This is a genomic window from Arsenicibacter rosenii (assembly GCF_001870735.1).
GTDB classification, from domain to species: domain Bacteria; phylum Bacteroidota; class Bacteroidia; order Cytophagales; family Spirosomataceae; genus Arsenicibacter; species Arsenicibacter rosenii.
In genome coordinates this window covers 126221-150099 of sequence record NZ_MORL01000012.1, presented here as the reverse complement: position 1 = coordinate 150099, position 23879 = coordinate 126221, and the positions used below count along the sequence as shown (strand labels likewise).

Sequence of the window (23879 nt, the reverse complement as noted above, 5' to 3'; positions counted from 1 at the left end):
TATCACCGCTTCTGTTTTATTGGCCAGCCAATAGGGTGACTGACAGAATATGGCGGCATATTCCTGATGGATGTTGTATGTTCCGTTTATTTATCGGATCTGGACAGCCTCCAGAGAGAGGCAACGGCATGGCGGACCAACAGGCTCGCCAATTACCAGAAACTGGTCCGAAGCCGGTTGCTGTATCCGGCTCCGTTGGCCCGACGGCCAGTGAACCTCAATCCGGAGAATACCTGCCGAAGGGCCTAACCCTATGAGTTGTGTGTAGGAGTTGGTTATCCCGTAACTTTCACCGGCCCGCACCTCCCGTACCAGTTGTACACCATCGGTGCGGTACACCAGAATTTTAGCCCCCACGCCATTGGTATTTGATTGAATTCCGCGGAGTGTCACGCCCACAAAGTGATTCCCGTTGGGTTGGTTTATCCAAAGCTCATCTTCGGCATCGGCCCGCGCATAATGGCTGACATAAATGTCCGGAAAGCCATCATGGTTCAAATCCCCGACGGCAAAGGAGGTGGTCGGCGTGTTTCCCAGCGCACCTGCCTGGAGCGTAAAAGTCTTGTCGCCATTATTGCGCCAGAGCTGAGCGGCCATATCGCCCGCCAGCAGCACATCCATGTAGCCGTCGTTATCGAAGTCCCGCATCAGGCCCTGCAAGGGCTCGACTACTCCCGAAATGCCACTTTGGGTAGTGATGTCGGTGAAATGCCCGGTACCGTCGTTTTCCAGCAGCATGGTCGGGCTTTCGTGATTGGTAACCAGTAAGTCCTGATCCCCATCGTTGTCGATGTCGGCAAAATCGGCGGTCCATGACTGCCCGCTGATCTTTACGTTTGCCCCGGCCGCGGCTTCGCTGAACCAGTTGGAGGGATCAAGGGTGAAATTGGTGGTATTTTTAACCGGTTGACCATGCAGCCGGTCGTAGGTATGATTCAGAAAGAGCTGATTGATCCGGCGCGGGTCGCCGGCGTTTTGCGGACCCATGGCATACATCGAGCATTTGGCCAGATACAGGTCCAGGTCACCATCGTTATCGATATCCGCCCAGACCGAACCGTAATTACCCGAATTGTCGGAGGCCGGAACCGTCCGCATATCAATCCAGTTGGTTACGGCACTAAACCGGCCAGCCCCGTTATTTTTCCATATCTGATTAAGCCCTGCATCGTTGCAGGCAAAAACGTCCAGCCAGCCATCGTTGTTGATATCGACCAGGTTGGCACCCTGCATCCAGACGGCAGGATCAGTGACGATATCCTGTGTAAAGGTGTCTGCATTATTTTTTAAAACAGTGATCCCGTCAAACGCACCTCCTGTCAGAATATCATTTCTATGATCGTTGTTAATGTCGCCGACAAGGGTGGCAATGGGTTCAGCGTTAAGGGTACGGATATGGCTGTTACGGAACGATCCGTCTGGCAGCTGGTACAAAACCGAGAGTTCCTTTGTGTTTGCTCGGATCCGCACAATGTCGTCCAGCCCATCTCCGTTTAGATCCGCAACGGCTTTTGACAAAAAACCGACAAAAGGACGCTGTGGCAATACATGGCTGTAATTGTCAAACGAAATCTGCCCAAATACGATGTTCGATAACAAGACACACAGTCCCGGAAATACATAACGCCTATATACTGTTATCTTTCTCATTGTTTTTTTGCCCCAGACCGTGCGATTTATTAAGCCACATATAGTACCAATACTTGCCGTTACGTAAACCAATGCGTACATTTTAGTAATATCATGTCTATATATGTTTAACAAGCAAAAAGATTGACAAACTAAGCACCTGAAGAGTACCTGGTGATAAGGCGCCCTTTTTTGTACACAAGGCGCCTTTCTACATTTTTTGCAGGCAGATAAAGTACTTTCCCGCCATTTGGCAAGGCAGGATAAGGAGCAGGGACAGGTAAGTGATGGAAAGCAGAAGAATTGCTGGTGGTTATTGTGGTTTGGGGACAACTGTGTTCAATCTCCTTGCCTAACCCGCATAAACGGCAAGACAAGGTGCGCCGACAAGACGAGAAGAGGTGTGCCGGCAGCTACTACCGTTATGCGGCTGGCTTATTGGCTATCAAGCGTGGCGGTTGTAAGGGGCTACGTACCCGAAGTTAAGACCGGACCATAGTCTGCCGTTGAAGCAAGCAGCTGACGGACATTTAGCGAAGGTGTGTAGGTGGTTGGTGCTGCCATTTGGCAGGAGGCTACGCAATGGCTGGATTATAAGCCGGTATTAACTTCCGGCGGTGTGGCAACTCTGGCCGGAACCTGACTACGTCAGCTTCCGGCCGCACTATTTTGCCTCTGCTACAGCAGGGACCGGTACCGACTGGACGTGAATAGTGATCGTCACCTCATCACCCATTATCAAGCTGTTTTTGCCAACCCCGAAATCGCGCCGGTCAATTATGAATCCTCCGTCAAAGGTGCCGTTTGTGAACGTAAACGGAAAAGAGACCGGCCGCGTCACTCCTTTCAGACTCAGCTCAAATGCGCCCGTATACATGCCGTTTCCTTTGGCCGTAATCCGCGTTGATTTCAGGGTAACCCTCGGGAAGGATGCTACATCCAGATACTCTTTTTTCCGGAGATGGTCATTTCTCAGGCCAATCCCGGTGTCAACGGCTTTGGCATCGACGGACGCAATCAATACACTTTTCTCCGGATTGGCCGGGTCAAAAAGCAGTTGTCCCTGAAACCCGCCGAACGTACCGTTTACCGCCAGACCCGCATTTTTAATCCGGAATGAAACGCTCGCAGTCGTCGGCTTCCATTGCGTCTGCGCCGTAGCTACGAACCCGGCAACTATACCAAGCAGTGTTAATAAGGAGGTTTTCATACACATTTTGTTTTGTTTGCCCGTGCTTTTACCAAAACCGTTCCAACACGGTAAGGCATGAAAAACCGCTGATCCGCCCGGAAAAGGGCATTTTCAGGCAAACGATACAAGTTCATCCTACGGCATTTCAGAACTTCTCCGATATGTCATGATTTATTGAGACTGCTGCTTCTGTTCAACGGATTCCAGGTACACCCGGATTTGTTGGGTATCAAACTCGGCCGCCCAGGCCTGCAACGGTTTTACAAATGCCTTGTACTGCGGCTCATTAAGCTCCGGTCTGTTCAGCAACTGTAGCAAGCCTCCGATATCGCCCTGCCGGGCCACATGCAGTAAGTTAGCTATCGTTTCCTCGTCCGGCAGTAGCCCATGTCGGGTCTCCGGCTCCGGCATAACGTCGGGCTCCGGCTCTTTCATATAGATCCACTCCAGTCCCAGATGTGACTCCAGTTTTTGCAGCAAGTGTGCGATGTCGACAGGTTTAGCGATAAAATCATCAAACCCCTCCGCCATCGTCCGTTGCTGATTCTGTTCGAACACATTGGCCGAAAAGGCAATTACTTTCAGTTGCGCCGTCAGAGGATTTGCCCTGATCAGCTGCAAGGCGTCAAATCCATTCAGGGAGGGCATGATCAGATCCATGACAGCCAGATCGATCGGGTTCCCTCCGGTGCCGAAAGAAGCGATGATTGCGTCAACGGCCATTTGCCCGTCAGCGGCCTCGTCAACCTGAAAGCCCAGTCGTTCCAGCAAGGTCAGCAGCATCAACCGGTTATCAGGATGATCATCTACGATCAGTATGCGGCGCTTAGGCCCCGAATAGCCTACCGGCGGCAAAGTCGTTCGGAGGCCGTACAGGTTGTCCGGAAAGCCGGCCTCAGGCACGGCTAATGGAATCGTTACGGTAAACGTACTCCCTTTGCCCGGCGAGCTCGCTACGGTAAGCCGCCCCCCCATCAGACGCACTAACTGATCAGAAATGGCCAGCCCAAGTCCCGTTCCTTCCGTAAACAACCGGCCGTCGCGGACCTGAAAAAAGGGCTGAAAAATTTCGCTGAGCCGTTCGGGGGGAATCCCTGTGCCGGTATCACTGACCTGAACCGTCAACCGGCATTGATCAGGACGCAGGCTATAGGCTGAAACAGTAAGCGCTACGGTTCCCTGTGCGGTAAATTTAATCGCATTGCCAAGCAGGTTATTTAAGATCTGGATTAAGCGTTTTTCGTCTGTAATTACCCATGGCGGCATTTCTGACGTGCTTGCATACGCAAATACCAGCCCTTTCTGACGTGCACGGATCGTAAATTCAGCAGCCAGGTTGTCGAGTAGCAGAGACAGATTCACCGTAGCCTGTTCAAACTCAAACCGCCGTGCCTCAATTTTTGCAATGTCTAACACCTCATTGATCAGCCTCAGTAAATGTTCGCCACTGTTCCGGATTACGCCCACCCCCCGTTGCTGCTGATCCGATAAACCCGTATCACGTTGCAGCAACTGAGCAAACCCCAGAATGCCGTTCAGCGGCGTTCTCAGCTCATGGCTCATGGTGGCCAGAAATTCACTTTTGGCCCGGTTTGCACTTTCTGCCTGATCTTTGGCTACCTGCAGCCGTTTTGCCTGGCCGGAAAGCTCTTCTTTCTGACGGACTACCTCTGCCGTACGTTCCTGAACGACGGTTTCCAGCCTGATTTTTTCAAGGGTCAACCGGCGGGTATAAATACGGATGAGTCCGAAGATCAAGACGCAGAAAATAAAAAAGTAAAAAAGGTACGCCCAGACAGTCATATACCACGGGCGCTCAATGGTAAAGGAAAGCCTGCTTTCGCGGCTCAGCTGCCCGTAAGCATCGCGGGCACGAACAGCAAATGTGTACTTACCCACCGACAGATTGGTGTACTCCTTGGTAGTTTCGCGGCTCCACTTCGTCCAGACCGAATCTTCCGGTGTCAGGGTATTTCCCACAAGCCGGAACTGAAATTCATTGGCATCATCGCCCACAAAGCTGGTCGCCGCACATTGAAAGGACAAATCCCGGAACCGATACGGGATGCGGAGCGCAGGACCGATACCGGCGCCTCCGTATATAACGGAATCATTCCCCAGAACCCTTACCGAACGGATCAGCGCCGGAAAATCCGGAGGCATCGTCATTTGTGCACCATCATACCGGAACAGCCCCTCATCCGTACCTACCCAAACCAACCCATTCGCTTCGGGATACACGGCATACCCACCCCGCCGGATGGGTTTCAGACTCAGGCTGTCAACTTGCCAGGTTATCGGCTTTCCCTCCTTTCGTTGCGGGTATAAGGCAATCGCAGGTTTGGCAAACCAAAGTTTGCCCGAATTATCTTCAGCAATACCTGGTATATCCAGTCCGCCTCTGCTGGTTAATGCCCCTATTTTTTCGATTCCGGGGAGCGTTTGCAGAGTAAGCGTTTGCCGTAGGGGATCCGGGTAATAGGCCCGCCCGCCTGAGACAAACAGTAATCCGTAGCTCGTTTTATACACATAGTTTCCCGGCGCACTAGTATCGGTTGTGGTTGGCAGGGCAATTGGCCGGGCATCATACGTACCGGAAGGGCCGGCTGCCAATCGGTAAAACCCCTTATAAGCAGTACCAACCCAATGCACATGCGGGGCATCGGGTGCCAGGGAAACACATTCTGTCTGCTCCAGAAGACCGCCAACCCGATGGCCGGCCCCGCTTCCGGTGTCATACCATCTTAGTCCGTCGCTCTGGGCCGCCAGCAGCCTGTCCGGCGCAATCACCAGCAGGCTGTTTACGGTCTGGCCTTCGGTTGAGATTGACGAAAGGATTTTCCGGTTACGCACCCGCCAGATAAAGCCGGTGGCACCCACCCAGAGATCTTCACCGGCAACCAGTATGGTGCGGCAACTGGCATCCGCGCCGGGTATCGGGTCAAACCGCTGGCCGGTATCACTCCAGGCAAAGAGCCCCAGACTAGTGCCTATATACAAAATTCCCTTATGCCGGCAGATGGCCCATACCGTTGAACGGACATTAAACGTATGATCGAAACGGGTAACCGGCAAGCTGAACTCAACCCGGTCAAGACCGCTACCGGTTCCGATCCAGAGCGACTTTTCCCGGTCATAAAATAAACTCAGTACGGCATTCCGGCGCAGACCATTGCCTTCATCAATTTGTTGCAGCTGACGGCCATGCGCATCAAAGATCCGTACGCCCCCCCTTGCTGTCCCGATGACATACGTGTAGTTGTTTGTTTTAGGATTCAGGATACACAACGCTCTGAATACCCGCGCGGATGTTAACCAGTCTTCGGCGGTTGTCGGCAATCTGTCTAAGACAGCGGCCGATGTGGCCGTACCAGGTGTGTACACATAAAGCCCGTGGTGGCATGTTACCAACAAAAACCGGTTACCGGGCGGATACGGCAAAATGGCCTCCACTAACTCCGGCACCAGTTGCCCGGTACCATCCATTGGCTGTAAAAGTCCTTTGCCGCGCAGATCAGTCCAGTATAAACGACCACTCCTGCCCTGAATCATCAGAAAGTCGCCGGTAACGTGCGCTCTGCGGATGCCGGTTTCTCCGGCCGGTAGCCAGGTCCTGACCGGCTGTTGACTGTTTGCTGCCGGATTCCATTGGTATACCCCTTTTTCCGTACAATAAAATGCACCATACCGCGTGGCAAAGACACGGGTTACTTTTTTGGGTGGCACAGATGATGCCGGCACGTGTTTTTTCAGTGATTTATAGTCCGTCCGGCCAGACAACGTGTGTTCCAGGAAACCGATGTCGGTATCTGTGCCGACATAGACCCTGCCGGATGTATCTGCGGCAACTGCCCTGACCACCTGCCCTTGTACGGGTATCACATTCCAGGTACTTCCGTCATACTCCAGAACGCCATGTTGATTCCCGATGTACAAAACACCCCGCGAATCCTGACAGATTGCCCGGTTTTCAGGATGGGCTCCATAGTTTTTGGGAGCGTAATGCTGAATGAAGGGCAGGCCCTTCGGTTGGGCAGAAGCAGGTCCGAAGCCTGTCAGCAATACATAAACGATTAACGCATATACTCTCATATCAGTGGGTTTACAACTTTCGGACCATTCGTTATCTATCCCTTTCCGGGTGTATACACGCCCGGCCACCGTTGCCGCGGCATCGGGTTTCTGATATTTCATGTTTTTTCTGAAATATCAGAAATGTCGCCGGTCATGCCCGGCTGCCATTTAGCAAAAAACAACCCAATTTACTGCTAAACAACTACTTACCGGGCTAACATATACGGCATAGTGTTTGGAAACGATTGGCTGTCATTGACGTCATTCAAAAACTTAAAGTGTATGAGCAGACTATTTTATATTACCTGGGGACTATGTGCCTTCCCGTTTTTAACGATGGCTCAGCAATCTACCCCTCCGGCCGCCTTACCGGCAAACGTTACCCAAAGCGTTGACCTTAGTTTCGCTACAAAGGGGAACTTCACAACCACAGCACTGTCAGTCAGCCGGTTGCACGGCGTAGGCCGGCATAAGCGTTTCCGGATCGGCTATGGCCTGCGGTTTACGTCGGCCTTTGGTAAAAACACAACTTATCGCACCGCTCCCGCCCGTCTGACGTCAGGGAAACACAGTATTTTTGCCCTTTTCAGTGAAGATCTGGTTCAGAATATTGATACGCTGAAATTTCCGGTAACACAAATTAATTCATTTAATATCAGTATTCACCTCGAATATGCGCTGACACGAAAAGTAGCTGCGGGTTTTAATATTGACGGTATTGGGTTTAGTTTCGGTAGTGACCGGAGCAGCACGTTTACGTCTAAAGGTACCGGCCGATCAGCATTGACCGGTTCAACCCAGCAAGCGCGTCCGACCGCCTTTAACCTGTTACTAATCAGCGACAGCGATATAGGCAGCCTGAACTCAGAGGCCTATGTCCGCTACCAGGTTGCGCCGAAACTCAGCTTGCGGGCGGGTCTGAATTTTCAGTTCAATGAATACCAGACAAGAAAGAAGCTTATTTTTGATAATGATCGTTACCGGACCAAAAATCTGATGCCGATGCTGGCCATCGCCTATCATTTTTAAGTACATCCGGTTGTCTGGCAACAGACGTTTCCGTTGGCACAAGACCATATACTATACTACTTAACTAACTATTTCAGAACAGGTTAATAAAGTCAGGGGCACTCCGGTAAGGAATGCCCCTGTTTTATAACGGCTTGTGTTTGTTTTTTGATCTGCTTTTTTTCCAGAATACGCGGGCCTCGCTCAATGTCATGTACGCGTGGCCGCGCCGATGGTTTTCCTGACTGATCTGGAAGAGTATTTTCCAGTGGAACAGCAAGACCTGCCAGGCACGCCAGAGCGGAAAACCAGGATGATAAATATGGGCAGGTTCGGCCCCGGCGCCGTTTAACTCCAGAATACGCAGGTGTTCGCCGGTCGACAAATCGTTGATTGACCGGCAACGGATGTCATAACGACCAAAATAAAAACCGTCAACATCACGGCTGATACTGTCAAACAGCCGTGTGACATGTGGTGAAATCAGGCTACCGGCATTCAGGAACTTAGTCCCTCTGCTATGATTGCCGATAGCCACCAGCTGAAGTTCCTGCCCGTTGCCTAACACCTCATGCAGTTTCGTCCCGAATTTTTCTGCTAACGCCTTACGCTGCAAAACCGCGCGGCTGTTTTGCAGAATCAGGTCACCAATACTGGTTTGGCCATCTCCCCGGATGCTCAGAAACTCTTTCTGCACAATTGATGAAACAACACCCTGCGTCTTCCCGGGAAAACGATAGTAGAATACCCCGAACTCAAGAGGTTCATCGACATAATCCTGAATCAGAAAATCTCCCGGCGCAGACAGGAAATAGTCCTTTAACTCGTCTGCCGTGTTAATTTTTTCAACCCGCCAGCCCCGTTCGCCCACATCCGGCTTGGCAATTACCGGAAACCGGAACCGGCTTCGCACCATAAACTCCAGCGTCTCAGCTGACGTGTCTGCTACACTGACAAACAAGGTCTGCGGAAGAAAGGCAGGATTTATGTTCTTTAGAATGTCCCACTTGGATTCCCCCATCAGACCGCCGGTTTCAATGGAGGGATTAGACGCCGAGAAAAAAAAGAACGAACGGGCCCGGAGTGAAAGCCAAAGCCAGTAGATAAACACCGGTATGTATACAATGCTGAACGGCCAGTACTCCCAGGCCGTCAACCGGATCAGGAACGGAGTCGTCCGGAAACGGTTGAACAGGCCCCTTTTCCGATGCTGAACCTGCTGTTGCAACGACGATTTATCCCGTTCCCAGCCGGTTTGCCGTGATTTACCTACGTTACTGAATGGCATAGTGGTGTTGATTAAACACAAGAGAAACAGACTGATCCTGTAACAGATCCGTGTATAGCATGCGGTGATTTCCGGGTAGCCGTACAAGGCTGGTCAGGCTCAGTGTCATCAGTTTGTTGTTACGGTTCATCAGCAGGGCATTTTCGGGATCTCCTTTTCCGGCGTTCAGGTGAAAATGCCGGATAGCCTCAACCCTGGTCTCACCGATATTGCTTAGCCAGTTCCGGAACCACTGTTCACGCCGACGCATGTTCTGTGGCGAGTATAGTGTAGCCGAAGACCAGATATACGGTCTGTGCGGATTTAAAAACGTTACATGTTTTGACTGGCCATCCCAGCGGAATTCAGTCAGAGCCTCTGCTTCAGCCAGAATGAGTGTAAAGGGTTCAATTCCTGCCGGATTATAGCGTCGGCAAAAATCCCTCACAGAGCGGTAGTCAAACACATGCAGCGGCACCAGCCCCCGGCTATGCTTATAGGGCGGCGTCGAAACATGAGCCGTAAATGCTCCGTTCAGCAAACATACCGATGCCTGAAGGCCTCCTACGATCCAGGTCCCGCCACTGTATGGGTCTTCGGGATATAAAAGCGGCTGACCACCCTGGTCATGTATCCGAGGCAGGACAGCCGGTTGCCGTGTAGTATGTTCATCACGGCTATGGGTTAGTATAAATCCGTCAGACCGGAAAGGAAGATAGGTTGCTGTACACATCGTGACGTTTATCTGTTCACGATAAAGCCAGGCAATTGACGTACCTAAAAAAAATCAGCGATAAGTCCTTGACATGAAGGCTTATTGCTGATTTTTTTATTAACCGGAGGGAGATGGCTTACGATATATCGGAAAGATTACGTTTTTTCGGAACTGGTCAGGGCCGTTTGATACCGAGTTTTTTCATTCTTGAATCAAGGGTTGTCGGGATGATATCCAGAATTTCAGCGGCTCCGTTTTTGCCGCTTACCTTCCAGCGTGTATGCTCAAGGACCTGTGTGATATAGGCCCGTTCATGGGCTTCCAGGGTAACAAACCCCTCCGGGTTTGACAACAGCGGCCGGCGCCAGGTCCAATCTCCCAATGTCAGCGTTTTTCCGGGCGAAAGAATCAATGCCCGCTGTATGACATTTTCTAACTCACGGATATTACCCGGCCAGTGATACCCGGCCAGCGTGGTTAGTACATCTTCCGGAATCGTATCGATTGTTTTTCCGATACCAGGGCCGTGCTTTTTACAAAAATGGCTGACCAGCAGCGGAATATCCTCACTCCGGTCGCGCAAGGGAAGACTTTTAACCGGAAATACACACAAGCGATAGTATAAGTCTTCCCTGAACCTGCCCGCCTGCACCTCTTTCTCTAAGTCGCGGTTGGTAGCGGCAATGACCCGGACATTAACTTTGATTGTCTTGTGGCCACCGATCCGTTCAAACTCCCCTTCCTGCAAAACACGCAGTAATTTTGGCTGCAGGTCAACCGGCATCTCTCCGATTTCGTCCAGAAAAATGGTCCCTCCGTCAGCCAGTTCAAACCGCCCGGTTTTCTGGTTAGCGGCACCGGTAAAAGCTCCTTTTTCGTGGCCAAATAGCTCACTTTCAATCAGATTGGTTGGCAGAGCGGCACAATTCACTTTAATAAGTGCCTTTTTTTTACGGGGCGACAGGTTATGCACCGCCCTGGCGAGCAGTTCTTTCCCGGTTCCTGATTCCCCGAGAATCATTACGGTAAAGTGCGTTGGAGCGACCTGCTCGATCTGTCGCAAAACGTGACTGAATGGCTTGCTGCGACTAACGATTTCTTCAAAATTATTGGTCAGGTGAATTTCATCCCGCAGATAGGTATTTTCATGTTGCAGCTGATTTTTCAACTGTTCAACTTCAGCCAGTGCTTGTGTCAGCGAAGCCGTCCGCTCAGCAACCCGGGCTTCAAGTTCAGCATTCAGGTGCTCCAGGTCTCGTTGTAAGTTCCTTATTTTCAGCTGATTTTCAATCCGGACAACGACTTCTCCCAATTGAAAAGGCTTGGTTATGTAGTCAACGGCGCCGATGTTGAATCCGTTTACCTTGTCGATGGTTTCCGTTAATGCCGTCATAAAAATAACGGGTATGGCTGCCGTCAGTTCATCCTGTTTAAGCCGGCGGCATGTTTCAAAACCATCCATCCCCGGCATCATCACATCCAGCAGTATCAGATCCGGTCTGGCAATTCTTGCCTGGTCAACAGCACTTTTTCCGTCTCTGGCAGCCAATACTTTCACATTAAGCCGTGAAAGTGCCTCAAATAACAGGCTGATATTATTTGGCATATCGTCAACAATTAACACTACCGGCTGAACCGCTGACTCACCGTCATTATCATCAAAAAAAGAGAGCATAGTCTGAATCCTTTACGGGTATTGGAAATAATCGGGAATTAAAAAACAGGCGTAAATCATAAAGAGATGGGCAACAACCGTTCCGTCATTTAGTAAGGCTCCCGAAATATCAGGAACCCACTATATATGTCAGAGCAATGACTTACGCACAACAAAAAGCCAATCTATTAAAAATCAGGATATTACTCAATAAATCAAGAATCCGGCACACATGGAACAGAAATTGAAATTATGTATTTGCAGGCAGAATAAACAACCCTGTTACCTTAATTAACAAACGTATATGAAAGCAATCTTTTTAGGGTTCATAGTACTTATATGTTCAGCTACAGTTTTTGCACAGGATCCGGTAAAACGGAAAGAGCAGTTCAACCTGAGGAAAGACGGTCTGGCCATTCAGGGCTACGATCCGGTTGCTTACTTTACGCAGCGTAGAGCAGTCAAAGGCTCTCCGGCCTACAGTTTTTCGTTTAAAAATGTGCTTTATCATTTCTCTTCACCGGCAACGCTGAAAGCATTTAAAACAACCCCCGAGCGCTACGAGCCCGAATACGGCGGCTGGTGTGCATACGCAATGGGCGATTCCGGCGACAAAGTTGAGATTGACCCTGAAACGTTTAAGATCATTGATGGTAAGCTGTATCTGTTTTACCATACTTTTTTCAACAACACCCTGACGAAGTGGAACAAGGACGAAACCTCCCTCCACCGCAAAGCAGATATGAACTGGACAAAAATTGCCGGTGCCCTGTAACCGGCCTACGCTAATGAACAAGAGCCGATTGTATATTTTATGGGCCGCCCGTCTGATTGCAGCCCTTATTTTACTGCAGACCCTGTACTTCAAATTCGGGGCCGCTCCTGAATCCGTCTACATTTTTACCCGGCTGGGTATTGAACCATGGGGCCGGATCGGCGCCGGCGCGGCTGAATTGATAACGAGTATACTCCTCTTAATTCCCCGTACCAGCTGGCTGGGTGCTTTTGCGGGGATGGCGATTATGCTGGGAGCAATCGGGGCTCACCTTACCGTATTGGGTATTGATGTACTGAACGACGGCGGGTATTTGTTTTTTCTGGCACTGGTTGTACTCCTGAGCTGTGCCCTGATTATACTACTGACTCAAGCCCAATGGTCGCCCCTGGTCATGATTAACACACGCGCAACCAATCGTTAACAACTGCTAAACGTATAGTTCTGATCGTAATGTCAATCAAATCGTCAAGTTCCGATATCTTCCGGCAATTAACAGGCCTGCTTCATCAATTGTCAAACTCAGAATATGCGCAGCCACTAGTCGTTTTATCAGGCAACACCATCGGTAAACACGTTCGCCACATTCTTGAGTTTTTTGACATACTGGTCGTTGGGGCACAGACCGGAGCCATAAATTACGATACGCGGCAGCGTGATATGCGTCTGGAGACAGACATTGCCGAGGCGCTGGAACGAATGTATCTGCTCGACCGGAGCATTCACCGTATGAACCTCTACCACCCGTTAACGCTTGAAGGAGACCTTTCGGCTGACGGCGGCAACCAGATACAGATTCCGTCTACGTTTGCCCGTGAGTTGCTCTACAATATCGAACACGCCATCCACCACATGGCCCTTATTCAGGTAGCGGTTAAGGACAGCTTTTACCATATCGTATTACCTCCGCATTTCGGCGTTGCTTATTCGACCGTTCACCACCAACACAGTCATTGATAATGATCGCCTTATTTTTTGTAGTAGCAACGATAAGCTTTCTGGGATCGATACATCCCGGTCCGGTTAATCTGGCCGTTGCCAACGCCACGCTTACACAAAACCGTAATGCCGGTTTATGGCTTGCGCTGGGCGGAAGCTTGCCGGAAATCCCTTATAGTGCACTGGCTATCAATGGCCTCAGCTGGTTACCCAACAGCCGCAATCTGGACATTCTGTTACGGTATTTGCCAGTGCCGGTACTGCTGCTGGCTGGTATAAGCGCACTCAGATCGCCGGAACGGGTACACACAACGCCGACCACTGTCCGGCAAACGAACCCATTCTGGCAAGGTATTATGCTGGGAGGGACTAATCCGCAGTTGATTCCGTTCTGGTCGGCAATCTGGCTGTACCTCTCTCAGAACACAGTCGGACCAAAGCCGTTGATACCGGAACAGGCAGAACAGGCTAAAGTTATTTTCTTTATCGCAACGGGCTGCGGCGCTTTTTTTTTACTGGCTGTCGTCGCATGGCTCACGGATCGACTGCGCTGCCAGGTGTTACAGCCAGATAAAATACATCGGCTTAACCGGTTGACCGGCTTTACTTTTCTGGGCATGGCCGCATGGCAATGTGTTGTTTTATGGAACGGATAAGACAGCCGCCGCACCCTGGCCAGGGTCACCCGGACAAAGCTAATCCGGTGTATGGTCAACCGGTCAGTAAGTAAGCTATAGTGTTCTTATTAAGGAATCCTCATAAACCACAATTTCTCCATAATGAAACCAATCCGATTTGCATATGCACTTATCATTACCCTGTTAGCCACAACAGGCGTTTTTGCCCAACAGAAAGAAGCCCTCTTGCCGGCCATTTTCAGTCCGGGCGGAATTGCCCTGCACGGATACGATCCGGTTTCGTATTTCACAGAAGAAAAACCGGCCCGCGGCGATTCCGGAATCAGTATTACACACGAGGGTGTTACCTGGCATTTTGCTTCCGTAGGTAACAAAGAAACGTTCCTGACCAATCCGGCCACCTATATGCCGCAGTATGGCGGCTACTGTGCCTTTGGCATGTCCAGAGGCTATAAAGCCCCTACCGAAGCTGATGCATGGACCATTGTGGATGGTAAACTCTACTTTAATTACAATAAGAAGGTGCGTGAATCATGGAATAAAGCCCCGAAAGCCTACATTGATAAAGCGGATCAAAACTGGTTGACGGTAAAAACGGCAAAATAAGGCAATCATAAACGAACGATACAGACATGTGTACGCTAAAACAAGCTTTTATATACTTTTTACTGGTTCTGATTTACTGCAGCTGCGCTGCTCCTGAAGATCTTACGACATTGGGCACTGCCGGTATGCCTGTCAATACGGCAAATCCGTCGCAGACATTCGACTCAACCGGCCAGCAAGTGATTGCATCCGGTACCTTTCGCAACGGGGTTCATACGGTTAGCGGGACCGTAAAGCTATACGAGAAAAGCGGAAACCAAACCCTGGTTTTTTCAAACTTTACCAGTGAAGCAGGGCCTGACTTACGCATCTACCTGGCAGCCGATACCAAAGCCGGTAATTTTACGGAGGTAAAACGGCTTACAGCAACCGGCAATTTCTATGTCGAATTAGCAGCACCTGTTCGTTTAGAGCAGCAGCGGTTTGTTCTGATTTGGTGTAAACAATTCGCTGTTCATTTCGGCAATGCAGAACTAAAGCCTTAAGCCGTTCAGATAACAATCAACGGGCAGATGCCTTGCTATAAGGCATCTGCTTTTTAACATGCAGTACTAAACCTGAAAGTATGGAAAGGCGCCTCATGCTATGTCAATTGCAACGTTTCCTTTCTGATTCTAAACAGAGATAGCCAAAAAGGCAGAAGAATTTGTGGCAAAACAAAAAAAAGCCCAAATCAGCGATTTGGGCCACATTGTACCGGGAGCCGGACTCGAACCGGCATGCCCTTGCAGACATTGGTGTTTGAGACCAACGCGTCTACCGATTCCGCCATCCCGGCTTCACCAGTCGCTTGCGCGATGGGATTGCAAAAGTAGACAATCCTTTCACATTATAAAACTTTCACCTACTTTTTTTGTAAAAAATCTGCGTTTACAGCATGAAAAGCGCCTTTTATTCGTAACGAAGCGCGTCAATGGGGTCAAGTTTCGAGGCCCGGATGGCAGGGTAAATGCCGGAAAATAAGCCAACTACCACACAAATCACTAACCCTAAGAACATCCAGAACCAAGGGACCACAAAACCGCCTTTCCCCTGACTGACAACTTGTGATATCAGGTTGCCGATACCCAGTCCGAGCAGCACGCCGCCAACCCCGCCAAGGATACAGATCACAATGGCTTCAATCAGAAACTGCTGACGGATTCGCGAAGGCGTTGCTCCAAGTGACTTCCGGATACCAATTTCGCGGGTCCGCTCCGTAACGGATACCAGCATGATGTTCATCAAGGCAATCGCCGCCCCGAGCAGGGTGATAAACCCGACCCCAAACCCGCCGATCCGCAGCATCTGGCTGTTATTTTCCAGGTCCTGGGCCAGTTCATCGGCCCGCTGAATATCAAACGAATCCGGTTTACCTAACGCATCTCCGCGGATAATCCGCATGACGCCCTGCGCCTCTCCCATGGCCGTTTCCTGATCCGACATGTTCGGCACCGATGCCGTGATGTCGAAGCTCAGCGTACGCGAACCGGCCAGCGCCCGGCCGTTATCGAGCGGAATCAGCATTACCCGGTCTTCGCCCGAGCCGCCGAAACTCCCTTTCTTCTCCAGTACACCGATCACTTTATACGGTGTCCCGAGTACGCGGATAAACTTGTTGAGGGGATTGATTTTGCTTTCGAACAGGTTCGTGGCCAGTTCCCGGCCGATCACGGCGACATTCATGGAGTTGGCAATGTCGTTTGTATTAAAATTACGACCCAGCTCTACCTTATAGTTTTTGACATTCACGTAGTTTTCGTCAACGCCCACTACCTGCACATTCGGGTTGGTTTTCTTCGATTCATACTTCACCTGCGCCGCACCGGTAATGCCTGCCGACACCGAAATCATCGCCCCGTACGGAAACCGGCGTTTGAACAGAATGGCCTCCCGATACACAATCGGTCTGTTTTTCCGCTGTACCCGTCCGCCAAAACGCCCGAAATCCTGCGGCACTACAATGCTGAACGTATTTGCCCCCAGGCCTTCAAAACTGCTGCTCAGCGAACTTTGCAGGCCGTCGATAGCGGTCAGGATACCAACCAGTGACGTAATCCCGATGGCAATGATCAGGGCTGTCAGAATGGTCCGCAGCTGGTTGCCTGCAATCGACCGCAAGCCTTCCCGTATGTTTTCGATCAGGTTCATATACAGAATGAATGAGTGATTGAATGAATGAGTGATTGAGTGACTCGAACTATTCAATCACTCATTCATTCAATCATCCTTTACAACGCGAAACAGTTTCGCATAATTTTTGCTTATATTCGTTGAAATATAGCCATACAAAGCTACTCTGTTCATTAATTATACAACAAACCAATGAAACGGCTGCTGCTACCGCTCATCCTTTTTCTGGTACTTACTAACCAGGCATGGGCGACTAAAATCATGATTCCGATGGATGATACCCAGAAGAATCACCTCAAGGCCTATGGGATCGCCTATTGGGTCTTGAAAAGTTATGACATGGAAATTGACTGGCTGCTCAACTACCGGGGCGGCAGTTTCATGATGCAGCACAATCAGCAGTTCATCAACGAAATGGTCATCCGCGGCGTTAGCTATGAGGTCATCTCAGACGCCCAGGCAACCCAGATTCTGGCCGAGGTTTCATCGCCAAGCGCGAATATGGATGCGGTGAAACTACAGAAAGCACCGCGTGTTGCCGTGTATTCGCCGAAAAGTAAGCAGCCATGGGATGATGCCGTAACGATGGTGATGACCTATGCCGAAATTCCTTACGATGTTGTTTTCGATCAGGAAGTACTGGAAACCAAACTACCGGAATACGACTGGCTCCACCTGCACCATGAAGATTTTACAGGACAGTTCGGCAAATTTTTCCCGTATAAAGACCAGCCCTGGTACATCGCCCAGAAACAGGAGGCCGAATCCATTGCCCATAAATACGGTTTCAGCAAAGTGCCGCAAATGAAACTCGGCGTTGTGCAGAAAATCCGCGACTTCGTGCTGGGAGGTGGCTATCTGTTTGCCATGTGCAACGCTACCGATACCTACGATATCGCACTGGCAGCGCAGAAAACGGATATGGTTGATGCTTTCTACGACGGTGATCCTGCCGACCCGAATGCCAATGCCAAACTTGATTTCAGTCAGACAATGGCCTTCCGTAACTTCCAGGTCTATACGAATCCGTACATGATCGAGTTTTCAACCATCGATAACCAACCGGAAGAACGCGGCCTCGGCGAACACAATGATTACTTTACGTTGTTCCAGTTCTCGGCCAAATGGGATCCGATCCCGACTATGCTGACCCAGAACCATGCCAATGTGATCAAAGGATTTATGGGACAGACAACCGCCTTTAAAAAGCAGTTTATCAAACCCGAAGTCGTCATCATGGCTGAAAACCGTTCTGCCGGCGAGGCACGGTATATTCATAGCCCGTACGGACGCGGATTCTTTACTTTCTATGGCGGTCACGATCCGGAAGATTACCGCCACGAAATCGGTGAAGAACCAACCGACCTGAACCTTCATCCCAACTCGGCAGGTTACCGGCTTATTCTGAACAACATCCTGTTCCCGGCGGCCAAAAAGAAGAAACAAAAAACCTGATTGGTTTTACGACGAGCCACTAGCCCCCGTTTCAGCATCTGCCGGAGCGGGGGCTAGTAGTTTTAGTGGCGCCGTGACTTCTGCCTCTGAACACTATTGACTACATGCCAGCACGAATCGCTTCCTTCTCTGTTTTCAGATTCCTCATCCTCCTGGTAACGGGCAACGTTGCCTTTAGATGGGCTGACCCGCTATTTTTTCAATATTAAATACAGGAAAGACCCGAAATAAAAAAAGCCGGGGACCGCTCAGAAAGAGGGTCCCCGTTTTTTTTAAGGGTTTAGGAGTAGTCGTTTAAATCATATAAACGAAGGTTTCAAATTACAGAACAACACGGTCCAGCGTCACGTACTTTTTAAGATTACTCAGGGCACCAAAAATCAGATTGTACACCGATTGGATGTTAATCTGCATGAGCGACGAAATTTCTTCGTTTGTCATGTTCTGGTAGAACCGGAGATAAACGGCTTCGCGCTGACGGCGAGGCAATTTATCAATAGCATTCTGAAGACATTCGTTGATGTGCGAATCTTCTTCAAATGCGATCAGCGACGTTTCATACGAAGGATCGCAACCAGGCAGCAGGTCGGTCTGTACATCGTCCTGGCTGCTGATTTTCTGCTCAGCCGTTAAATGCCGAACCAATTTGCGCTTGATGGAAGCCATCAGATAATACCGGACCGAGGTAGTCGGACCAATATTCTGGCGGTGTTTCCATAGCTCAACGAATAAATCGTGGATACAATCTTTGATCAACGCTTTATCCTGAGCAAAGTGTGTGCAGTAATGATATAATACCTGCACATATTCGCGATACAACTGGGCGAAAGCGACTTCGTCCCCGCTGCGGAACTTGTTCCACAGGGCTTCTTCATCTATGCCAGACGGTGTACGATGACGAGGCATAACTGGGTAGGTAGAGGTTGTAAAAGGTTAGGCAACGCTGTAAACTTACCCACAAAAAATTGAATTTTAAATAGTAATTGTACAAAAATTTCCAAAAAATTAAAATACAGCACAAATACATCAAAATAAGCTATAAACTAAATGCTGAATTGTGTGACTTAGCGTTTTTACGAAAGAATAAGGGGTGAAAATTGGAATTTAGCCCCATCAAATAGGCCTTTATCACTAAGTTTCAGGGATGGGATAACCAGTAAAGCCATGAACGAAAGCGTCATAAACGGCGCCGCCAGTGTGCTGCCAAGGGTTTGTTTTGCAAACTGATCCAGTTGGGTATACTGACCGGCAACCACATATCCGTCGGTATCTGTCATCAAACCGGCAACCGGCAGCGGCAAAACATACTCCTCCTGCCCGCCTACCGCCGACAGACCGCCTTTGGCATCAATGATCAGGTTAATGGCCCGGGCAATGCTCTCATCGTCGCACCCTACCGCGGTAATGTTATGCGAATCGTGGCCGACCGACGAGGCCAGTGCTCCTTTTATTAAGCCAACGTTCCGGATAAACGCCACCGCCGGCGGGGCATCCTGATAGCGGTTGACTACGACCAGCTTCAGCACATCGTTTTGCACATCAGATACCACCTGACCATCTGCCACCAGTGCCGGCAGGTGCAGTTCATTGGTGATCAGCTGACCGTCCATTGCCTCAATTACACGGATGGTCTCACCCGTTGCCGCAACAGCCAGCTGCCCGGCGTCTATCCGTGAGCAGCTAAACTGATTCAGGTGCTCACTACGAAGGTCCGGAATCAGCGACTGACCACCACGGGCCACCACCTCGCCGTTGATCACTGTTTGTTCGACGCTAAAGGTGGTCAGGTCGCTTACCTGGATAAAATCGGCCGGATCGCCTATGCGTAGCTGGCCGACCGGCATGTGGTAGTGCCGGACCGGATTGACACAGGCCGCCCGCAGTACTTCCCAGCGGTCATATCCCTCACCGATTGCCCGGGCAACTAACTGGTTGATATGCCCGGCCGCCAGTGTGTCCGGATGTTTATCGTCGGAACAGAACATGATCTGGTTCGGGAATTCGGGCAATAACGGAATCAGCGCCCCGAAATTCCGGGCAGCACTCCCCTCCCGGATCAGAATCAGCATACCGCGTTCGGCTTTGTCGCGGCCTTCATCATACGTAAAGCACTCATGGTCGGTGGTAATGCCGGCATCGATATATTGTTGCGCGGCCTCGCCCCGTAAACCCGGCGCATGACCATCGACCGGCTTATCGACGGCCTTCGCCAGCGCGATTTTGGCCATTACATCGGGTTCCTGATGCAGCACGCCCGGGAAGTTCATCATTTCGGCCAGGTATCCGATTTCGGGCATTGCCAGCAACTCACGGACATCGTCAACGCTGATGGTGGCCCCTGCGGTTTCAAAGGTTGTGGCCGGTACGCAGGAAGGTGCCCCGAAATTAAATTTAAACGGAACCCGCTTGCCATCCATGATCATGTAGCGTACGCCCTCAATGCCCACCACATTGCCGATTTCGTGCGGATCCGACACGGTAGCCACCGTACCATGCACCACCGCCAGCCGGGCAAACTGCGCCGGCGTCAGCAATGAGCTTTCAACATGCACATGTGCATCAACAAAGCCGGGCAGGATATAGGGTTCGCCGGGGCGTTCGTCGCCCAGGCGTTCAATGTGGGTAATGCGTTGCTGGTCAATGGTGATGGCGCCATAAAAAATGGTTTCACCGAACAGATCAAGAATATTGGCGGTAAACATGATTAAATCCTGATAAATAGTTTTCGTCGGTACATCCACCACAGGAGAACCCAGAAAACAGCCAGTGTCAGCGACCCGACAAGGAGCTGTTCGTACGCCTCGCCGAAAATCCGGAAGGGTGCATGTCCGAAGTGAATGTAAAACGAATTCATGATAAACCCATCAATCAGGTGCACCAGACAGTAAATTGCGATTGAATTCATGCCGATCACGACCAGCGGAAAGGCCCACCGCCGCTTTTTCCGGACATCAATGACCCAATAAAAAAACGCCAGCAGCAGGAAACACCAGCCTCCGCTGAACAACACCCACGCCGGTGTCCAGATCCGTTTCACAACCGGACAAATCCCGAGCAGATGGCACAGGGTGCCGAGCACCAGCCCGGCCACACCGGCCAGTACGAAGCGTTTCAGCAGGGCCTGGTTATCGAAGCCGCCGCGCAGCCAGTTGCCGGCCTGTAAGCCCAGCAGCATCGTGCCCAGTGTCGGGATAAAACTCAGCGTAGCATACCCTCCGCCATTGTACAGAAACGGTTTCGGACGCGGGAACAGGTTCAGGAACCACGTATCAAACGCCCAGGCCAGGTTACTGTTCTTGTTAAAATGCGCCATGAGGCCGGTATAATGCTCCTGCCAGTCGGCCGGAACCCCAACGGCGGAATAGACAAAATCAGCCCCGGGCGCCGGATACAAAATAAACATAAGCCAGTAGCCGGCCAGAATAGCGGCAAAGGCCCCCCACTGGATTTTCGGGCGGGCATGCCCCAGCAGAAACAGGAAAGGATACCCAAGGCCGATCTGGGTCAGGGTGTCTTCGAAGGTGAAATTGGTTTGCTCCCGGTGCGTCGAGCGCAGAAAAATTCCCAGCAGAATAAGGATCAGTGACCGGCGCAGCGCATGACCGAACTGTACGTTAAACGATTGTCCTTTCAGCTGACGGCTCGCAATGGAGTAGGGCAGCGCCACCCCTACCAGAAACGAAAACGACGGTTGAATCAGGTCATGGAGTGAGCAGCCCGCCCATTCGACGTGGTCCTGATGATGGGCCAGAAAAGCCCAGAAAGAGCTGTCGGGAAAGGCTTCGTGCAGCCGGTGGAAGCTCAGTAACTCGGCGGTCATCAGGAACATAACAAAGCCCCGATACGCATCCATGGAGATCAGGCGGCCGGCCATAAACTCCGTTTGTTTTTCAGACATGGAAATAAAGAGCGGGTTGAGAGTAGGTAATTTTTAGGTTTCGTCGGTAATTTACATAGAAGTTTTCCGATCCGGGATTAGATCCGGTGCCGGAAAGCCTCTTATTAGTATTCAATCATCATACGTCCGGCAACGGACGAAGGGCCATTTCTGCGCCCGCTTAACTTTTCGTAAAATCGACGTAAACATGAGTCTTGCTCAGGTTCTCAAAGTCCATCCGGCGGATAACGTCATTGTTGCCTTACGCGACTTACCGGCGGGTGATGTTATCGAATTTGAGGGTGAACGTTATGAACTCCCCTATTCCGTAAGCGCCAAGCACAAATTTGTTACTCATGATCTGCAGGTTGGCGATCATGTAACGATGTATGGTGTGCTGGTCGGAAAAGCCACTAAGCCGATCAGGCGTGGTGAACCCATTACCACCTTTAACCTGAAACACGATGCCGATCCGTATGGTCTGGAACAGAAAAAGCCATACAGTTGGGAAAAGCTCAGTGTTTCGGAGTGGCAGAATCGTACGTTTAACGGCTTTTACCGCGCCGACGGCCGCGTAGGTACGCGTAATTACTGGCTGATTATCCCGCTGGTTTTCTGCGAAAACCGGAATGTGATGATTCTGAAGGATGCCTTTGAGCGGGAGCTTGGTTATGCCCAACCGGATATTTACCGCGAACACGTCCGCGAACTGCTTCACCTCTATCAGGCCGGACAGCACGAGGTCATTCATAAAATGCAGCCGTTCGTTGATCCGGCACAGATCCGGACACAGGCAAGGGCTAACCGGCCGTTTAAGAATATCGACGGCATTAAGTTTCTGACCCACGAGATGGGCTGCGGCGGTACCCGCCAGGATTCAGCCGTGTTGTGTTCATTGCTGGCCGGCTTTATCAATAACCCGAACGTGGCCGGTGCTACCGTTATGAGTCTGGGCTGCCAGCACCTGCAAACCGAGATGCTGGAAAAGGAAGTACGCCGCCAGAATCCGAAATTTAACAAGCCGTTGCTCTTGTTTGAACAGCAGGCCGGTACCGAAACAGCCCTGATGGCACAGGCGATAAAAGAAACATTTCTGGCCCTGGTAGACGCCAACAAAAACGAACGTAAACCTGCCCCGCTGAGCCAGCTGACCGTTGGTCTGAAGTGTGGCGGGTCCGACGGTTTTTCGGGCATTTCCGCCAATCCGGCCATCGGACACTTGTCGGATATGGTGGTTAGCCTGGGCGGCAAAACCGTATTGGCCGAGTTTCCGGAGCTGTGCGGCGTTGAACAGGAACTCATTAACCGGACTGCCGATACCGCCAAGGCGCAGAAATTTATCGACCTGATGCAGGCCTACTCCGCTCAGGCCGAAGCGGTTGGTTCGGGGTTTGACATGAACCCGTCGCCGGGCAACATCAAGGACGGGCTGATCACCGACGCCATCAAGTCGGCCGGAGCGGCGAAAAAAGGCGGTCTGGCACCGGTTGCCGATGTGCTGGATTATGCCGAACCGGTCGTGACGCCGGGCCTCAACCTGCTTTGTACGCCGGGCAACGATGTAGAGGCAACAACCGGTATGGCCGGTTCGGGTGCCAACGTCATCCTGTTTACCACGGGGCTGGGTACGCCAACGGGTAACCCCGTTTGTCCGGTGGTTAAAATCTCGACCAATAAAAAGCTCAAAGCGCGCATGCCGGACGTGATCGATTTCGATAGCGGCCCGATCATCGACGGTGAGCAAAGCATCGAAGACAATGCGGAGGCCCTGCTGGAATACATCATCCGCTTAGCATCGGGCGACGAAATTACCCAGGCCGAACGTCTGGGTCAGGATGATTTTATCCCGTGGAAACGCGGCGTTTCACTATAATTAATGAGTGAAAGAGTGAATGAGCGAATGAGTGATTTTGTATCCTCGTTCGTAGCTATGCAGTC

19 protein-coding genes and 1 tRNA gene are annotated in these 23879 nt (G+C 50.8%); 9 read left to right on the top strand and 11 right to left on the bottom strand.

The window, feature by feature from the left end:
* Positions 1-90: 90 nt before the first annotated feature.
* The 3 genes from BLX24_RS20010 to BLX24_RS20000 all read right to left on the bottom strand — a co-directional run bounded on the left by BLX24_RS20010 (position 91) and on the right by BLX24_RS20000 (position 7015).
* A complete protein-coding gene (locus BLX24_RS20010) occupies positions 91-1650 on the bottom strand; it encodes a CRTAC1 family protein (RefSeq protein WP_083422079.1) in 1560 nt (519 codons plus the stop codon).
* 643 nt (positions 1651-2293) lie between these two features.
* Positions 2294-2839: a YceI family protein gene (locus BLX24_RS20005; protein WP_071504967.1), complete on the bottom strand. Its 546-nt coding sequence runs from the start codon at positions 2837-2839 to the stop codon at positions 2294-2296.
* A 153-nt stretch (positions 2840-2992) separates the two neighbouring features.
* Positions 2993-7015 carry a hybrid sensor histidine kinase/response regulator gene (locus BLX24_RS20000; RefSeq protein WP_071504966.1) on the bottom strand — a complete coding sequence of 1341 codons (4023 nt, stop codon included), beginning with the start codon at positions 7013-7015 and terminating at the stop codon, positions 2993-2995.
* 162 nt (positions 7016-7177) lie between these two features.
* On the opposite strand from BLX24_RS20000, the gene BLX24_RS19995 reads away from it, so the two are divergent.
* The gene (locus BLX24_RS19995; protein ID WP_143092727.1) at positions 7178-7924 is read left to right on the top strand and encodes a hypothetical protein; all 747 of its coding nucleotides are present in this window, start codon (positions 7178-7180) and stop codon (positions 7922-7924) included.
* A gap of 124 nt (positions 7925-8048) precedes the next feature.
* Here the strand turns inward: BLX24_RS19995 and BLX24_RS19990 are convergent, their stop codons facing one another.
* The 3 genes from BLX24_RS19990 to BLX24_RS19980 form a co-directional block, all read right to left on the bottom strand.
* The gene (locus tag BLX24_RS19990) at positions 8049-9191 is read right to left on the bottom strand and encodes an ATP-grasp domain-containing protein (RefSeq protein WP_083422078.1); all 1143 of its coding nucleotides are present in this window, start codon (positions 9189-9191) and stop codon (positions 8049-8051) included.
* Complete coding sequence (locus BLX24_RS19985) at positions 9178-9903, bottom strand: NRDE family protein (RefSeq protein ID WP_071504964.1); 726 nt, start codon at positions 9901-9903, stop codon at positions 9178-9180. Before BLX24_RS19985 ends, BLX24_RS19990 begins: the two co-directional genes overlap by 14 nt.
* Before the next feature lie 157 nt (positions 9904-10060).
* Positions 10061-11560 carry a sigma-54-dependent transcriptional regulator gene (locus BLX24_RS19980; RefSeq protein ID WP_071504963.1) on the bottom strand — a complete coding sequence of 500 codons (1500 nt, stop codon included), beginning with the start codon at positions 11558-11560 and terminating at the stop codon, positions 10061-10063.
* A 283-nt stretch (positions 11561-11843) separates the two neighbouring features.
* On the opposite strand from BLX24_RS19980, the gene BLX24_RS19975 reads away from it, so the two are divergent.
* The 6 genes from BLX24_RS19975 to BLX24_RS19950 all read left to right on the top strand — a co-directional run bounded on the left by BLX24_RS19975 (position 11844) and on the right by BLX24_RS19950 (position 14982).
* Complete coding sequence (locus BLX24_RS19975; RefSeq protein WP_071504962.1) at positions 11844-12314, top strand: YHS domain-containing (seleno)protein; 471 nt, start codon at positions 11844-11846, stop codon at positions 12312-12314.
* 13 nt (positions 12315-12327) lie between these two features.
* Positions 12328-12738 (top strand): DoxX family protein, encoded by a 411-nt coding sequence (locus BLX24_RS19970; protein ID WP_071504961.1) that lies wholly within the window; start codon positions 12328-12330, stop codon positions 12736-12738.
* A 29-nt stretch (positions 12739-12767) separates the two neighbouring features.
* Positions 12768-13271 carry a DinB family protein gene (locus BLX24_RS19965; RefSeq protein ID WP_071504960.1) on the top strand — a complete coding sequence of 168 codons (504 nt, stop codon included), beginning with the start codon at positions 12768-12770 and terminating at the stop codon, positions 13269-13271.
* A 2-nt stretch (positions 13272-13273) separates the two neighbouring features.
* Complete coding sequence (locus BLX24_RS19960; RefSeq protein WP_071504959.1) at positions 13274-13909, top strand: LysE family translocator; 636 nt, start codon at positions 13274-13276, stop codon at positions 13907-13909.
* A gap of 123 nt (positions 13910-14032) precedes the next feature.
* Entirely contained in the window at positions 14033-14497 is a 465-nt protein-coding gene (locus BLX24_RS19955) for a YHS domain-containing (seleno)protein (protein ID WP_071504958.1), read from the top strand.
* Positions 14498-14622: 125 nt separating this feature from the next.
* A complete protein-coding gene (locus tag BLX24_RS19950) occupies positions 14623-14982 on the top strand; it encodes a DM13 domain-containing protein (protein ID WP_177225878.1) in 360 nt (119 codons plus the stop codon).
* A 209-nt stretch (positions 14983-15191) separates the two neighbouring features.
* Here BLX24_RS19950 and BLX24_RS19945 read toward each other — a convergent pair.
* Together BLX24_RS19945 and BLX24_RS19940 are read right to left on the bottom strand one after the other, a co-directional pair.
* Positions 15192-15275 (bottom strand) — tRNA-Leu (locus BLX24_RS19945).
* A gap of 113 nt (positions 15276-15388) precedes the next feature.
* Positions 15389-16627, bottom strand: a complete 1239-nt coding sequence (locus BLX24_RS19940) for an ABC transporter permease (RefSeq protein ID WP_071504956.1) — start codon at positions 16625-16627, stop codon at positions 15389-15391.
* Positions 16628-16801: 174 nt separating this feature from the next.
* On the opposite strand from BLX24_RS19940, the gene BLX24_RS19935 reads away from it, so the two are divergent.
* Complete coding sequence (locus BLX24_RS19935) at positions 16802-18064, top strand: asparagine synthetase B (RefSeq protein WP_071504955.1); 1263 nt, start codon at positions 16802-16804, stop codon at positions 18062-18064.
* 321 nt (positions 18065-18385) lie between these two features.
* Here BLX24_RS19935 and BLX24_RS19930 read toward each other — a convergent pair whose 3' ends face one another.
* From BLX24_RS19930 to BLX24_RS19920, 3 genes are all read right to left on the bottom strand, one after another.
* Complete coding sequence (locus tag BLX24_RS19930) at positions 18386-18970, bottom strand: RNA polymerase sigma factor (protein WP_071504954.1); 585 nt, start codon at positions 18968-18970, stop codon at positions 18386-18388.
* Positions 18971-19137: 167 nt separating this feature from the next.
* On the bottom strand, positions 19138-20766 hold the full coding sequence (gene ade / locus BLX24_RS19925) for an adenine deaminase (protein ID WP_071504953.1): 1629 nt from the start codon (positions 20764-20766) through the stop codon (positions 19138-19140).
* Positions 20767-20768: 2 nt separating this feature from the next.
* Positions 20769-21962 carry an acyltransferase family protein gene (locus BLX24_RS19920; protein WP_374755010.1) on the bottom strand — a complete coding sequence of 398 codons (1194 nt, stop codon included), beginning with the start codon at positions 21960-21962 and terminating at the stop codon, positions 20769-20771.
* Positions 21963-22149: 187 nt separating this feature from the next.
* Between BLX24_RS19920 and BLX24_RS19915 the strand changes: the two genes are divergently transcribed.
* Complete coding sequence (locus BLX24_RS19915; RefSeq protein WP_071504952.1) at positions 22150-23814, top strand: UxaA family hydrolase; 1665 nt, start codon at positions 22150-22152, stop codon at positions 23812-23814.
* Positions 23815-23879 lie beyond the last annotated feature (65 nt).

What these genes read in the sequence shown, in the direction of transcription:
- BLX24_RS20010 (WP_083422079.1), bottom strand. Translation starts at nt 1,650, where the DNA reads ATGAGAAAGATAACAGTATATAGGCGTTATGTATTTCCGGGACTGTGT.
- BLX24_RS20005 (WP_071504967.1), bottom strand. Translation starts at nt 2,839, where the DNA reads ATGAAAACCTCCTTATTAACACTGCTTGGTATAGTTGCCGGGTTCGTA.
- BLX24_RS20000 (WP_071504966.1), bottom strand. Translation starts at nt 7,015, where the DNA reads ATGAAATATCAGAAACCCGATGCCGCGGCAACGGTGGCCGGGCGTGTA.
- BLX24_RS19995 (WP_143092727.1), top strand. Translation starts at nt 7,178, where the DNA reads ATGAGCAGACTATTTTATATTACCTGGGGACTATGTGCCTTCCCGTTT.
- BLX24_RS19990 (WP_083422078.1), bottom strand. Translation starts at nt 9,191, where the DNA reads ATGCCATTCAGTAACGTAGGTAAATCACGGCAAACCGGCTGGGAACGG.
- BLX24_RS19985 (WP_071504964.1), bottom strand. Translation starts at nt 9,903, where the DNA reads ATGTGTACAGCAACCTATCTTCCTTTCCGGTCTGACGGATTTATACTA.
- BLX24_RS19980 (WP_071504963.1), bottom strand. Translation starts at nt 11,560, where the DNA reads ATGCTCTCTTTTTTTGATGATAATGACGGTGAGTCAGCGGTTCAGCCG.
- BLX24_RS19975 (WP_071504962.1), top strand. Translation starts at nt 11,844, where the DNA reads ATGAAAGCAATCTTTTTAGGGTTCATAGTACTTATATGTTCAGCTACA.
- BLX24_RS19970 (WP_071504961.1), top strand. Translation starts at nt 12,328, where the DNA reads ATGAACAAGAGCCGATTGTATATTTTATGGGCCGCCCGTCTGATTGCA.
- BLX24_RS19965 (WP_071504960.1), top strand. Translation starts at nt 12,768, where the DNA reads ATGTCAATCAAATCGTCAAGTTCCGATATCTTCCGGCAATTAACAGGC.
- BLX24_RS19960 (WP_071504959.1), top strand. Translation starts at nt 13,274, where the DNA reads ATGATCGCCTTATTTTTTGTAGTAGCAACGATAAGCTTTCTGGGATCG.
- BLX24_RS19955 (WP_071504958.1), top strand. Translation starts at nt 14,033, where the DNA reads ATGAAACCAATCCGATTTGCATATGCACTTATCATTACCCTGTTAGCC.
- BLX24_RS19950 (WP_177225878.1), top strand. Translation starts at nt 14,623, where the DNA reads ATGCCTGTCAATACGGCAAATCCGTCGCAGACATTCGACTCAACCGGC.
- BLX24_RS19940 (WP_071504956.1), bottom strand. Translation starts at nt 16,627, where the DNA reads ATGAACCTGATCGAAAACATACGGGAAGGCTTGCGGTCGATTGCAGGC.
- BLX24_RS19935 (WP_071504955.1), top strand. Translation starts at nt 16,802, where the DNA reads ATGAAACGGCTGCTGCTACCGCTCATCCTTTTTCTGGTACTTACTAAC.
- BLX24_RS19930 (WP_071504954.1), bottom strand. Translation starts at nt 18,970, where the DNA reads ATGCCTCGTCATCGTACACCGTCTGGCATAGATGAAGAAGCCCTGTGG.
- ade (WP_071504953.1), bottom strand. Translation starts at nt 20,766, where the DNA reads ATGTTTACCGCCAATATTCTTGATCTGTTCGGTGAAACCATTTTTTAT.
- BLX24_RS19920 (WP_374755010.1), bottom strand. Translation starts at nt 21,962, where the DNA reads ATGTCTGAAAAACAAACGGAGTTTATGGCCGGCCGCCTGATCTCCATG.
- BLX24_RS19915 (WP_071504952.1), top strand. Translation starts at nt 22,150, where the DNA reads ATGAGTCTTGCTCAGGTTCTCAAAGTCCATCCGGCGGATAACGTCATT.